At 67.7% G+C, this 12865-nt stretch carries 11 protein-coding genes and 1 pseudogene; 6 read left to right on the forward strand and 6 right to left on the reverse strand.

The features are described 5' to 3' along the window. Positions 1 to 65: 65 nt before the first annotated feature. Both G3I17_RS17580 and G3I17_RS17585 read right to left on the reverse strand, forming a co-directional pair. Complete coding sequence (locus G3I17_RS17580) at positions 66 to 1280, reverse strand: PucR family transcriptional regulator (RefSeq protein ID WP_164597499.1); 1215 nt, start codon at positions 1278 to 1280, stop codon at positions 66 to 68. Between the two features lie 209 nt (positions 1281 to 1489). Next, entirely contained in the window at positions 1490 to 2401 is a 912-nt protein-coding gene (locus G3I17_RS17585; RefSeq protein WP_164597501.1) for a LysR family transcriptional regulator, read from the reverse strand. 86 nt (positions 2402 to 2487) lie between these two features. Here G3I17_RS17585 and G3I17_RS17590 point away from each other — a divergent pair. Further along, positions 2488 to 3678: pseudogene (locus G3I17_RS17590) on the forward strand (MFS transporter); the annotation flags it as partial. On the opposite strand, the gene G3I17_RS17595 reads toward G3I17_RS17590, so the two are convergent. Next, entirely contained in the window at positions 3563 to 4825 is a 1263-nt protein-coding gene (locus tag G3I17_RS17595) for a GDSL-type esterase/lipase family protein (RefSeq protein ID WP_239062647.1), read from the reverse strand. The pseudogene G3I17_RS17590 and the gene G3I17_RS17595 overlap by 116 nt on opposite strands. 47 nt (positions 4826 to 4872) lie before the next feature. Between G3I17_RS17595 and G3I17_RS17600 the strand changes: the two genes are divergently transcribed. From G3I17_RS17600 to G3I17_RS17610, 3 genes are all read left to right on the forward strand, one after another. Further along, positions 4873 to 5445 carry a TetR/AcrR family transcriptional regulator gene (locus G3I17_RS17600; RefSeq protein ID WP_164597505.1) on the forward strand — a complete coding sequence of 191 codons (573 nt, stop codon included), beginning with the start codon at positions 4873 to 4875 and terminating at the stop codon, positions 5443 to 5445. A 193-nt stretch (positions 5446 to 5638) separates the two neighbouring features. Further along, positions 5639 to 6697 (forward strand): PHP domain-containing protein, encoded by a 1059-nt coding sequence (locus G3I17_RS17605; RefSeq protein ID WP_164597506.1) that lies wholly within the window; start codon positions 5639 to 5641, stop codon positions 6695 to 6697. A 10-nt stretch (positions 6698 to 6707) separates the two neighbouring features. Beyond that, the gene (locus G3I17_RS17610; RefSeq protein ID WP_164597508.1) at positions 6708 to 7709 is read left to right on the forward strand and encodes a pirin family protein; all 1002 of its coding nucleotides are present in this window, start codon (positions 6708 to 6710) and stop codon (positions 7707 to 7709) included. Here the strand turns inward: G3I17_RS17610 and G3I17_RS17615 are convergent. The 3 genes from G3I17_RS17615 to G3I17_RS17625 all read right to left on the reverse strand — a co-directional run bounded on the left by G3I17_RS17615 (position 7684) and on the right by G3I17_RS17625 (position 10256). Next, complete coding sequence (locus G3I17_RS17615) at positions 7684 to 7986, reverse strand: hypothetical protein (RefSeq protein ID WP_164597510.1); 303 nt, start codon at positions 7984 to 7986, stop codon at positions 7684 to 7686. The genes G3I17_RS17610 and G3I17_RS17615 overlap by 26 nt on opposite strands. 166 nt (positions 7987 to 8152) lie before the next feature. Continuing rightward, a complete protein-coding gene (locus tag G3I17_RS17620; RefSeq protein ID WP_203590367.1) occupies positions 8153 to 8713 on the reverse strand; it encodes a hypothetical protein in 561 nt (186 codons plus the stop codon). A gap of 73 nt (positions 8714 to 8786) precedes the next feature. Next, on the reverse strand, positions 8787 to 10256 hold the full coding sequence (locus G3I17_RS17625) for an oligopeptide:H+ symporter (RefSeq protein WP_164597513.1): 1470 nt from the start codon (positions 10254 to 10256) through the stop codon (positions 8787 to 8789). 266 nt (positions 10257 to 10522) lie between these two features. On the opposite strand from G3I17_RS17625, the gene G3I17_RS17630 reads away from it, so the two are divergent. Both G3I17_RS17630 and sfnG read left to right on the forward strand, forming a co-directional pair. Then, complete coding sequence (locus G3I17_RS17630; protein WP_164597515.1) at positions 10523 to 11740, forward strand: acyl-CoA dehydrogenase family protein; 1218 nt, start codon at positions 10523 to 10525, stop codon at positions 11738 to 11740. Beyond that, on the forward strand, positions 11740 to 12849 hold the full coding sequence (gene sfnG / locus G3I17_RS17635) for a dimethylsulfone monooxygenase SfnG (protein WP_164597518.1): 1110 nt from the start codon (positions 11740 to 11742) through the stop codon (positions 12847 to 12849). Before G3I17_RS17630 ends, sfnG begins: the two co-directional genes overlap by 1 nt. Positions 12850 to 12865 lie beyond the last annotated feature (16 nt).

Consider the following 12865-nt stretch of genomic DNA (forward strand, 5'->3'; position numbering starts at 1 on the left):
CTGAGAGACGCGCTTCGTGGAGCACAAAGCAGCACGAATTCTACCCTCAGGAGTTTGTAGGATTCCTACAAAAGCTGGGATCCGGGTTCCGGGTTGAGCAGGCGGCCGAGGGCCAGTGCGACACGTAACGTGAAAGCGTCTCGCGGATTCGACGGCGAGTAGCCCGTGAGTTCGCCCACACGCTTCAACCTGTACCGGACGGTATTGGCGTGGATGAACATCGCCCGGGCCGTCGCTTCGAGTGAACCACCCGAGTCCAGGTACGTCGATACGGTGTCGAGCAGTACCCCGTCGCCTTTCGTGAGCGGGCCGTAGACGTCCGAGGCGAGTTGCCGGCGGGCATGACCGTCGCCGGACAGGGATCGCTCGGGCAGCAGCTCGTCGGCCTGGACCGGCCTCGGGGCGCCCGGCCAGGCGGGTGCCGCACGGAGTCCGGCGACGGCCGCGCGGGCGCTCGTGACGGCCGACATCAGGTCCTTGACGACCGGCCCGACGACGATCGGACCGGGTCCGAACCAGCCGATCAGTTTTTGTACGATCTCGACAGGTTTACTCGTGCCACCGAGTACCACCACCAGCCGATCGCCCTGCATCGCGCACAAAGCGTCAGCCCCCGCCTCGCGGGCAGCATGCCGTACCGCGTCCGCCACGTTCGCGCTGCCGGACTCGGTCTCCAGGGCTCGCCCGACGATCACGGCAACCTCCGACGACGTGCCACCGGTGGTACTGGTACCGGTCCAGCCGAGGGCGGAGGCGCGGGATCGGACCGACTCGTCCGCCTCGCCGCGGATCACCGAGTCGACCACGAGCGCTTCCAGCCGGGCGTCCCACGCGCCGCGCATCTCGGCGGCCTGGGCGTAGATGGTCGCGGCCGCGAACGCGACCTCGCGGGCGTACCGCTGCATCGACTCGCGGACGGCCGGTACGTCGTCGGCCGGGAGCAGGTCGCCGATCGTGTGCTCGATCATCTCGATCGTCGTCCGGAGCAGATCCACGGTCTGGTGCAGCGAGATGACCCGGGTGAACTCGCGCGGCGCCGAGCCGAACATCCGGGTCGGCATCGAGGCGTGCGCCTCCGGGTCGCGGAACCAGTCGACGAACGCGGTGATACCGGACTGGGCGACCAGCCCGATCCAGGACCGGTCCTGCGCCGACAGCTTCCCGAACCAGGGCAGCTTCTCGTCCATCGCGGCGATCGCGGCCGTCGCAAGCGCACCGGTCGCCCCTTGCAACCGCTGCGCCCGCGCCTCATGCGCGTTGATCGCCCGCTTGGTCACCACGCCCCGACCATACAGACGCCACCACACCCCACAGCCCCAACCGCGCTCGACCCACACCCCCACGCCGCACGTCGGCCGTCGACCGCCGACGTGGCGGGGTTGTCCCCTCTGGGGCGACTTTGTGCACGACGTGAGCGTTTTCTGCCCGCCAAGTCGCTCACGTCGTGCACAAAGTCACCGCGTGGAGGGCGGGAGGGACTGGCGCGGCGCTACTCGGGGCCTGGCCACACGGAGTTCGTCGTGGGATGGAGTTGGCGCAGAAGGTGGGCGCGGAGGGTGGCGAGGGCGGGGTGGGGGTTGGTGGTGCGCCAGATCAGGGAGTGGGGGTAGACGGGGGTGGGGTGGCGGAGGTCGATTCGGCGGAGGTCGTAGCCGTCGGGCCAGCGGAAGCGGGTCTGTTCGCCGACGAAGGTGGCGCGGTCGGGGGCCTCGGCCATCGCGTCGAGCATGGCGTCGAGGCCGAAGTTGGGTCCCACCGTGTCGATCGTGAAGCCGAACGCGGCGGCCAGTTCGTCGTAGTACGCGGCCCACTCGGTACCAGCGATGTTGCCGGGCATCCAGATCCGCTGGCCGCGGAGGTCGCTGGGGGTGAGCGTTTTCGCGTTCGCCTGCGGGTGGGCCGGTCCGGTCAGGAGCTGGAGGGGCTCGTCGAAGACGCGAACGCTGCCGAGATCGTCGCCGAGGGCGCCGCCGAGTGCGCGGAAGGTTGCATCGATGGCGCGGGCCCGTACTGCGGCGATCGCGGTCGCGCCGTCGGGGAGGTTGACGATGTCGAGGTCGACGGCGGGGTGCTCGCGATGGAAGTCGCGGACCAGGCCGGCCGGGGCGAGAAAGCCACCGATCACATCGACTCGGAGTGGTCGGTTGCCGGGTTTCACCGACGCCAGCGCTTGCTGCTCGGCCTGTAGGAGTGCTCGGGCATTCGGGAGGAACGCCTGGCCGTCGAGGGTGAGCCGGGCGCCGCGCGCAGTACGGGTGAACAAGGTGGTACCGAGGTGTTTCTCGAGGGCGGCGATGCGTTTGGAGACGGCCTGCTGGGTGATCCCGAAGTCGTCGGCGGCGTCCTGGAACTTGCCCGCGGTCGCTGCCGCGACGAAGGTACGCACGGCGTCGAGATCCACGGGCACTGTTCTACAACGTCCGGTTGTGGCTCGCCGAGGTGAGGGTTGTTTGAGGTCGGACGGGGTGAGGGGCTTTGATCCCTCGAGTGAGCGAACGGAAGTTGGGGCGGCAGTTCGGCTGGTTGTGGACTTCGTACGCCGTGAGCACGGTGGGGACCTGGTTCGCCTTCGACGCGTTCCCGTTGATCGCGATCCTGGCGTTGCAGGCAGGGCCTGGGCAGGTGTCGTTGCTGGCGGCCGCCGGGCTGGCCGTGGGTGCGGTGGTGGCGGTGCCGCTCGGGCCTTGGGTGGAGTTCCGGCGCAAGGTACCGGTGATGGTCGGGATGGATCTGCTGCGCTTCGCCGCCTTGCTGAGCATCCCGGTGGCATACTGGGCCGGGTGGCTCGGCTTCTGGCAGCTGGTGGCCGTCGCGGTCGTGGTCGGTGCCGCCGACAACGCTTTCACCGCCGCGACCGGGGCAGTGCTGAAGGCCGTCGTACCGCGGGAGAAACTCCTGGTCGCCACCGGACGTTTCGAGTCGACCACGTGGACGGCCACGATGATCGGGCCGCCGTTGGGTGGCGCGTCGATCAGCCTTTTCGGGCCGGTCGTCACCGTGCTCGCCGATGCCGTCAGCTACCTGCTCTCGGCTCTGAGCGTTCGTGCGATCCGTTTGCGCGAGACCCGGCCGGCTCGTCGGGAGGAGCGCCTTCGAGTGGCGGACCTTTGGGATGGCTGGCGCTACATTTTCGGCCACTCGTCGCTGCGGTTGCTGTTCTTCAACGGAGTACTGACCAGTGGGCTGATCATGGCGACCGCGCCCGTGCTGGCTGTGCTCATGCTCGGCGAGCTCGGGTTTGCGCCGTGGCAGTACGCGCTGGCTTTCGGCCTGCCGTGCATCGGTGGGCTGATCGGCTCGCGCCTGTCCGCGCCGCTGGCCGCGCGCTTCGGCTCGCATCGCGTCCTGATCGTCACGGGGACGCTGCGCGCTTGCTGGCTTCTTGGGCTGGCCTTCATCCGGCCGGGAGTGGCTGGGCTGCTGATTGTGATCCTGGTGGAGCTGGGACTGATCACCTGCATGGGGATCTTCATGCCGCTCTTCGCTGCTTATCGGTTGACCGAGACGCCTGATGACCGGATGGCTCGGACGCTGTCGGCGTGGTCGATCTCCAGCAAGGCGGTCATCGCGCTGATGACCGCCTTGTGGGGCGTACTGGCGGCCGCGACCACCCCTCGGACGGCGGTTGTGGTCGCTGGACTGCTGATCCTCGCAACGCCGTTGTTGTTGCCGCGACGGAGCCTTGTCGCGGCCCAGCGATGAACGGGTGCTTGGCGAAGCGTTCGGCCAACTGACGGTGGGTGGCGTTGTCGGGGTGGAGTTGGTCGGGGAGCGGACGTACTGCGAAGTCTTCTTCGCCGTACAGCTCCCGGCCGTCGAGGTAGCTGAGGTTGGGATCGTCCTTCGCCCTTGCGGCGGTGAGACTCGCCAGCTCCTCGCGGATCCAGTTGAGCGTCAGCTTGCCGGGCTGATCGGGATCGCCGGTGGCACGGAACTGCGCCTTGCCGTCGGCGAAGTCCGGTACGCCGGGGCCCGGGGTGTACTCGTGGATCGGGCAGTAGATCGCGGAGATCACGAGTAGCGGCGTGGTCGGATGACCCTCGCGGATCGTGTCGAGGAAGCCGTGTACGGCCGGGCCGAACGCGCGTTGATGCATCAGGTCGAGGTTGACCAGGTTGATGCCGATCTTCACGCTGATCAGATCTGCTGGGAGGTCGCGCATGGTGCGTGCGGTGAACGGGTCGAGCAACGCGCCGCCGCCGAAGCCGAGGTTGGTCAGCTCGACGCCGCGCTGCTGGGCCACCAGGGCCGGCCAGGTCTGGGTCGGGCTTTCCGCGTTGGAGCCGTGGCTGATCGAGCTGCCGTGATGCAGCCAGACTGGCTTGCTGCTGCTCGGCTGCCGGTCGATCGGCGTATTGGTGCGCAGGGCAACCAAATCGGTGCGCTCGCGGTGCGGCAGCCAGATCTCGACGTCCTTGGCGTGGCCGGGCAGCTCGTCGAAACGGACGGTGGTGGGCGAGCCGGGCGCGAACTCGGTCGACCCGGTGGCCAGGTCGATGGTGAAGACGTTCCCGCCCGACGCGCTGCGCTGAGCCGTGAGCCGACCGTCGACGAGCAAGTCGTAAACGCCGTCGGGACCTGCAGGCGCACCGGCGTACAGGACCTTGGTCGGCAACACGTCGAGCTCGATCGCGGTCGCGCTGGTGCGGAAGACGAGCCGTACGCCGGAGGGCTGCGCCTCGGCCATCGCCAGCTGCCCGTCTGTCGACTGGGCACGCGCCCATGCGGGCAGGCGATGCGGCAGTACGCCGTACTGGGTGTGCTCTAGTTCGACCGCGCCGCGCACGAGCTGGTTGTCGATCGGTGTGGTGATCCAAGTACTCATAGGTAGTATCCTAGACGTCCTAGGCAAACTGATATCCGAGGAGTCGCATGCCCCGCGTGGGAATGACCGCCGACCGCCTGACCCAGGCTGCGGCCGAGCTGGCCGACGAGATCGGCTTCGACAACGTCACCGTCTCGGCCCTGGCCCGCCGTTTCGGGGTGAAGGACGCGAGCCTCTACTCCCACGTCAAGAACGCCAAGGACCTCCGGGCCCGGGTCGCCGCCCTGGCCCTGACCGAACTGGCCGACCGGGTAGCAGCCTCGATGGCCGGCCGCTCCGGCAAGGACGCCCTCTTCGCCTTCGCCAACTCCTACCGCGACTACGCCAAACAACATCCCGGCCGCTACGCCGCGATGCAACAAGACCTGGACGCCGACGGCCCCGCAGCAGCCCCCGCCCACCGCCACGCAGACCTGACCCGCTCGATCCTCCACGCCTACCCCCTAACCCCCAACGCCCAAACAGACGCCATCCGCCTCCTAGGCGCCACCCTCCACGGCTACATCACCCTGGAACTAACCGGCTCCTTCCGCCACACCCCCCGCCCCACCAACCTCTCCTGGAAGTCCACCCTCACCGCCCTCCACGCCCTCCTCACGAACTGGCCAGAGGACGATTGACCACCGAGGCTGAGCTGGCCGGGCCGCCAGCGATCGTGATCCGACTAGCGGGAAACTTTTTGCCTCCAGGTGCAAGTTTGTTTCCCAGCTAGTGGCGTGCCGACTGTTGATAGTGAGCCCTTGCCGATGGGGTGGTTTGCGAGGTGGGGCGAGGAGCGGCCGGGTTGTCCCCGGGAGGCGGCATGATGGGGGGATGAGTGATCGGGCGGGTGTTGAGGCTGCGGTGGAGGCTTTGAGGAAGATCGGGTACTTCCTTGAGCGGGAGCGGCAGCCTACGCATCGGGTCAAGGCTTACCGGCGGGCGGCGGACACGATCGAGGGGTTGCCGGCGGCTGAGGTGCGGGCTCGGCGGCGGGCCGGGACGTTGACCGAATTGGCGGGGATCGGGCCCAAGACCGAGGCCGTGATCATCGAGGCGATGGACGGGGAGACTCCGGCGTACTTGGTGAAGCTGGAGAAGGCTGCGGGCGAGCTGACGGCGGCTGGGGCCGGTGTCGGGCTTCGAGGTGAGTTGAAGGCCGACCTGCATCTGCACTCGGACTGGTCGGACGGCGGCAGCCCGATCGAGGAGATGGCTCGTACGGCGGCTGCGCTCGGGCATCGGTACATGGCGCTCACCGATCATTCGCCTCGGCTGACGGTCGCCAACGGGCTCTCCCGCGAGCGGCGGTTGCAGCAGTTGGACGTGGTCGCCGAGCTCAACAAGAAGCTCGCGGACGAGCTCGACGGGTTCACAATCCTGAACGGGATCGAGGTCGACATCCTCGACGACGGCTCGCTCGACTGCGACAGCGAGATCCTCGCCCGGCTCGACGTCGTGGTCGCCAGCGTGCACTCCAAGCTGCGGATGGAGTCGGAGGCGATGACCGAGCGGATGGTCCGCGCGATCGCCAACCCGCACGTCGACATACTCGGCCACTGCACCGGCCGCCTCATCACCGGCGAGCGCGGCACCCGCCCGGAGTCACAGTTCGACGCCGAGGTGGTCTTCGAGGCCTGTAAACAATTCGGTACGGCGGTGGAGATCAACTCCCGCCCCGAACGCCTCGACCCGCCCCGCCGGCTGCTCTCCGTCGCGGTGGAGACCGGCTGCGTCTTCTCGATCGACACCGACGCCCATGCCCCCGGCCAACTCGACTGGCAGATCTACGGCTGCGAGCGAGCCGAAGAATGCGAGGTCCCGGCCGACCGCGTCATCAACACCTGGGACGCACCCACCCTCCAGGAGTGGACCGCTTCGTCGCCGGGGTGATACTCGGATCATGAGCAATCTGGACGAGCATCCCGCTGAAGGCGTGTGTGGTGGCGAGGGGGCCGAGGGGCCAGTGGTCGAGCTGCTGGAGGCTCGCGAGGTGGTGCTCGGGCGCACGACGAAGGTCCGGCGACTGCTGCCGAACAAGAACCGCCGGATGGTCGGCGCCTGGTGCTTCGTCGACCACTACGGGCCTGACGACCTGACGGCCAGGGTCGACTCGTACGACGTACCGGGGGAGCGCGGCATGCTCGTGCCGCCGCATCCGCACACCAGCCTGCAGACGGTGAGCTGGTTGTTCGAGGGCGAGATCGAGCACCGCGACAGCGTCGGTTCGCACGCGATGGTCCGCCCGGGCGAGCTCAACATCATGACCGCCGGCAATGGCATCGCGCACTCCGAGGTCTCGCTGCCGGACGGCCCGCCGACGCTGCACGGCGCCCAGCTCTGGGTGGCGCTGCCCGACTCCGCGCGGACGACGGTGACGCCCCACTTCAACGCGTACGCCGACCTGCCGGCGCTCGAGTTCGACGGCGCGCACGGCACCGTCATGATCGGTACCGTCGCCGGCATCACCTCGCCCGCCCCGGCCTACACGCCACTCGTCGGCGCCGACATCCAACTCGACGCCGGCCGCACCGTCAGCCTCCCACTCACTCCAGCCTTCGAGTACGCCGTACTGGTGGTCGCCGGCTCGATGACGGTCGGCGACCTGACCCCCGGATTCGGCGAGATGGTCTACCTGGGCGCCGGCCGCGAAGCCATCGAGCTGACCGGCGACGCCCGCTTCCTCCTACTCGGCGGCGAGCCCTTCGAGGAGCAACTCGTGATGTGGTGGAACTTCATCGGCCGCTCCCACGAGGAGATCGTTGCCGCCCGCAACGACTGGATGGCCTCGATCGATGCCCACGGCGCCGACCGCTTCCCGACCGTCCCCGGCTACGACGGCGCCGCCCTCCCCGCCCCACCCCTCCCAGGCGCCCGCCTCAAACCGCGCCCCCGATCTCGATGACGATCTTGCCGCGGGTACCGCCCGCGGCCTGGGCGCGCTGGGGGCGTCGGCCCGCCCGCTCCAGCGGGTAGCAGGCGCCGACCCTGACCGCGAGTTCGCCGCGCTCGGCGAGCCCAGTCAAGGCGGTGAGATCGTCCTGATCCAGCCGGCAGAAGACCGGCAGGACGCCTGGTACGCCGAACTCGGCAACCGACGCGATCCGTGCGCCGGGGCGGGCAGCCGATCCGGTCGAGCACCAGGGAGCCGGGCGATGGTGACCACCGCGGACCTCTGCCAAGACCCGACGTACCAGGAGGAGTGCCCGCCGATGGGCCTGGACGAGATCCTCGACCGGGTCGCCTTGGGCCGGCTCGTCACCGTCGTCGGCTCGGGCTCTGTAGATCGCCTGACCCGGGAGGTGATCGCCATCCCGGTGGCGGATCTGCCGACGACGACCCTGGTCCTCAGTTGGCTCCCGCCGACCTCACGCCCTGAGATCGTGACGTTTGTGCATACCGTGCAGCGGACTGCCGCCGCCGTCGCCAATAGGCCCAGGTCAGTACCAGCAGCGCCGGACCCCAGAGCTGCAAAGGTGCGTAGCAGCTGATCATCAGGGCCGCAGCGGCGTCGCTCGAGAACGGGATGAAGCCGCCAGTGAAGACATCCCGGAAGCCATAGGTCCAGATCGCGATCAGCGACAACCCACCGAGCGTCGCGGGAATGATCGCCGCGTACGGCGCAACGCGGCGCCCACCCAGCCACGGGATCCAACGCGGCACCACCTCGCCCCACGCCTTGACCATCCCGAAGGCAGTCAGCGCGACCGCCTCCGCGAACAGAGTCAGACAAACGATGTAGACACCCTGCCCAACACTGTCCACCTGAGCCGGCCGGCCATTGTCATCCAGCATCCCCATCGACGACCCCGCGACCAACCCAAGCCGCCAAAGCCCCGACGGCAGGGTCAACAGCGGGATGACGTGCGCGAGACGATAGGCCCAGCGGGGTACAGGATGCTCTGTCATACAAGAGAGCATTCAGCGGTACGCCGTACGAAGTCCTCACCCGTTGAAGGGATCTGGCTCCCTCCGGAGAGGGTCAGTTGCGGACGTCTGCGTGGCGGCGGATCCAGGGGGCTAAGAAGTAGAGGATGAGGGCGAAGGCGATCGTTACGATGGCTAGGCCGCCGAAGTAGGCGGTGTCTGAGGCGCCTTCGGTTGCTTGGACCAGTTGGGCGGTGATTGCCTGGCCGGCCGCTGGGGCGAGGAACCACAGCGCCATCATCTGGCTGGTGAACGCCTTCGGAGCCAGCAGCGTCGTCGCGGCCAGGCCGACGGGGGAGAGGAACAGTTCGCCGAGCGTCTGGATGACGTAGACGACGACCAGCCACAGCGGCGAGACCAGCGACTCGCCGGCGACCGACGACGCCAGCGACATCACCGCGAACGAGAGGCCGGCGAACAGCAGCCCGGTCGCGAACTTCTGGCCGATGCTCGGGCCGCGATCGCCGAGCTTGATCCAGATCACCGCGAACACCGGCGCGAGCAAGATGATGCTGAACGGGTTCACCGACTGGAAGAACTCCGGCGTGATCGAGATCCCGAGAACAGAAAGCTCGGTCCGGTCGGCCGCGAACGTGGTCAGCGTGGTGGCGGCCTGCTCGAAGACCATGAAGAACAGCATCGCCGCGATGAAGAGCGGGATGTACGCCCGGACCCGGCGGCGTTCGTCGGCCGTCACCAGTGGGCTGCGCAGCAGCATGGTGAAGTACGCGATCGGCGCCAGGAAGCACAGGTAGGAGATCGCGTCGACCACCGGCTTCGGGCCGACGCCACCGGAGCTCCAGGCGGACAGGGCGAAGACGATCACCAGCAGGGCGACGACCGCGACGGTGATCTTGACCATCGTCGGGCGGTCTTCGGCGGTGACTGGGTTCGGCGGGGTGTCGCCGCGGCCGTGCAGAGTGCGCCGGCCGAGCACATACGCGACCAGCGCGAGCGTCATGCCGACCGCGGCCGCCGCGAAGGCGACGTGGAAGCCGAACTCGCGGCGCAGGAAGCCGACCACGAACGGCGCGCTGAACGAGCCGATGTTGATGCCCATGTAGAAGATCGAGAACGCCGAGTCGCGCCGGTTGTCGTCCTTCTCGTACAGGTTGCCGACCATCGTCGACACGTTCGGCTTCAGCAATCCGGTGCCGAGGGCAACCAATGCGATGCCGACGTAGGCGAGTCCCTCGACCGGGATCGCCAGGCAGAGGTGGCCGGCCACGATCACGGTACCGCCGTACAGAACCGTCCGCCGGGCGCCGAACACCCGGTCGGCGAACCAGCCGCCGAGCACCGAGAGCAGGTAGACCGACGCGCCGTAGATCGAGACGACCGCCTCGCCGAGCGACTGGCCGAGCCCGAGCCCGTGCGCCTGGTCGGTCAGGTAGATCAACAGGATCGCGCGCATCCCGTAGTAGCTGAACCGCTCCCACAACTCGGTCGTGAAAAGCGTCATCAACCCTCGCGGGTGGCCGAAGAACTGCTTCTCCTCGACGGCGTCCTGTTGCGTACCCGACACGCTCGACTACTCCCTGTCGCTGGAAAATCCTCCACTCGACCGTAGTCGGTTGGCCTCACCAACGACCACCCGGGGAGTGTCCAGCGCCTGAGACGAGCCGTCATCGCGTTGACGAATGTCTAGTAAGTCTGTTGACATTGAGGAATGACGAAGCAATTGATCCTGGTGCGCCGGCGCCATATCGATCTGTTGCGCGTCGCCTCGCAGACCTGTTGATCCCCTCGCTCCGAATTCACCCCCCACACCTCCTGGAACGAGGAATCATCATGACCGAAGTATCGAATCAGCCTGCCCTGTCCGCGGTCACCCCGAAAACGCCCGAAGAATGGATTCAGCGCGCCGCCGAGGTGGCCGCGATCCTCGCCGTCGACGCGGTCGAACGCGACCGGGCCGGCGCCACGCCGTACGAGGAAGTGCGGTTGCTCAAGGAGTCCGGCCTGGTCACCCTGCTCGGACCGGTCGAGCACGGCGGCGGCGGGCAGACCTGGCCGACGGCGTACCAAGTGATCCGGACGGTCGCCACCGCCGACGGATCGATCGGGCAACTGCTCGGCTATCACCTGCTCTGGTTCTGGGCCGCCCGGTTGGTCGGTACGCCGGAGCAGATCGCCCACGTCGAGGCGGAAGCGACCAAGAACAAGTGGTTCTTCGGCGGCGCGGTCAACCCGCGCGACTCCGATGTCGTGGTCGCCGACGAGGGCAGCACGATCGTCTTCAACGGCCGCAAGAGCTTCTCGACCGGCAGCAAGGTCTCCGATGTCACCGTGCTCGAGGGCACTCTGCTCGACAGCGGGACGCACGTTTTCGCGATCGTGCCGTCGGATATCGAGGGGCTGACCTTCCACGACGACTGGGACAACCTGGGCCAGCGGCTGACCGAGAGCGGCAGCGTGAGCCTCAACCACGTCCGGGTCGGCTGGGACCAGGCGGCCGGGTTCGTCGGCAAGACCTTCCAGCCGCGGGTCTACAACACTTTGAACGTCCCGACGATCCAGTTGGTGTTCGTCAATTTCTACCTGGGAATCGCTCGCGGGGCGCTGGAAACGGCACTGACCTATACCCGGGAGAAGAGCCGTTCCTGGCTGCACGGAGGTTATTCGACCGCCTCCGAGGAGCCTTATGTGATCGACCTGTACGGCGATCTGCAGGCGAAACTCTGGGCGGTGGAAGCCCTCGCCGACGCCGTCGCGCTGGAGGGGCAGCGGATCCACGAGAACGCCTGGGAGGTGACCGTTCAGCAGCGTGGTGAGCACGAAGTACGGGTCGCCGCGGTGAAGGCCAGGGCGACCGACGTGGCGCTCGAGGTGACCAACCGGATCTTCGAGGCGACCGGCGCGCGGGCAACCGCGTCGAGGGAGGGGCTCGACCGGTTCTGGCGCAACGTCCGGACGCACACGCTGCACGATCCGGTGGCGTACAAGCGGCGCGAGGTCGGGCGCCATCTCCTCACCGGCGAGTTGCCCGAGCCGACCTGGTATTCCTGATGACGACTGAGCGGGTGTCGGACCAGACCAAGTTCGCCTACTGGGTGCCGAACGTCAGCGGTGGCCTGGTCACCAGCGACATCGAGCAGCGGACCGGCTGGGACTACGAGTACAACAAGAAGCTGGCGCAGACGGCTGAGCGGGTCGGGTTCGAGTATGCGTTGAGCCAGGTTCGGTACACGGCCAGCTATGGCGCGGAGTTCCAGCACGAGTCGACCAGCTTCAGCCTGGCGTTGCTGTTGGCAACCGAACGGCTCAAGGTGATCGCGGCTGTCCATCCGGGGCTGTGGCAACCCGGCGTACTGGCGAAGCTCGGCGCGACAGCTGATCACCTGTCCAACGGGCGGTTCGCGGTGAACGTGGTCAGCGGGTGGTTCAAGGGTGAGTTCACCGCGCTGGGGGAGCCGTGGCTGGAGCACGACGAGCGGTACCGGCGGTCGGCGGAGTTCTTGCAGGTACTGCGCAAGGTCTGGACCGAGGACAACGTGGAGTTCGCCGGTGACTTCTACCGGATCCGCGACTTCACCCTGAAACCCAAGCCGCTGGTCGTTCCCGAGCTCTTCCAGGGTGGCAACTCGACGGCTGCTCGCGACAATGCCGGCAAGTACTCCGATTGGTACTTCTCCAACGGCAAGGACTTCGACGGCGTCACCGAACAGCTTCTCGACGTCCGCCGTACGGCGCGGGCTGCGGGTCGCGAAGTGAAGTTCGGGCTGAACGGATTCATCATCGCCCGCGACACCGAGAAGGAGGCGCGCGAGGTCCTCCGCGAGATCGTTGCCAAGGCCAACAAACCGGCGGTGGAGGGCTTCCGGGCCGCGGTCACCCAGGCGGGCGCGTCCTCCCCGGACGGCAAGGGAATGTGGGCGGACTCGTCGTTCGAGGACCTGGTCCAGTACAACGACGGCTTCCGCAGCCAACTGATCGGCACCCCCGAACAGATCGCCGAACGCATCGTCGCCTACCGCCGCCGCGGCGTCGACCTCATCCTGGCCGGCTTCCTCCACTTCCAGGAGGAGATCGAGTACTTCGGCGCCAAGGTCCTGCCGCTGGTCCGCGAACTGGAGGCGCACACGACTCAGCCCGAACTCGAGCTGGCGACGGCCTGAGCCACCCGGTCCAGCG

This window comes from Streptomyces sp. SID13031, assembly GCF_010548305.1.
In the GTDB taxonomy this organism is placed as follows: domain Bacteria; phylum Actinomycetota; class Actinomycetes; order Propionibacteriales; family Kribbellaceae; genus Kribbella.

Bases quoted from the DNA above. Each gene is read 5' to 3' on its own strand.
- G3I17_RS17595 (WP_239062647.1), bottom strand. From the start codon at position 4,825: ATGAGTACTTGGATCACCACACCGATCGACAACCAGCTCGTGCGCGGC.
- G3I17_RS17605 (WP_164597506.1), top strand. From the start codon at position 5,639: ATGAGTGATCGGGCGGGTGTTGAGGCTGCGGTGGAGGCTTTGAGGAAG.
- G3I17_RS17610 (WP_164597508.1), top strand. From the start codon at position 6,708: ATGAGCAATCTGGACGAGCATCCCGCTGAAGGCGTGTGTGGTGGCGAG.
- G3I17_RS17620 (WP_203590367.1), bottom strand. From the start codon at position 8,713: ATGACAGAGCATCCTGTACCCCGCTGGGCCTATCGTCTCGCGCACGTC.
- sfnG (WP_164597518.1), top strand. From the start codon at position 11,740: ATGACGACTGAGCGGGTGTCGGACCAGACCAAGTTCGCCTACTGGGTG.
- G3I17_RS17630 (WP_164597515.1), top strand. From the start codon at position 10,523: ATGACCGAAGTATCGAATCAGCCTGCCCTGTCCGCGGTCACCCCGAAA.
- G3I17_RS17600 (WP_164597505.1), top strand. From the start codon at position 4,873: ATGCCCCGCGTGGGAATGACCGCCGACCGCCTGACCCAGGCTGCGGCC.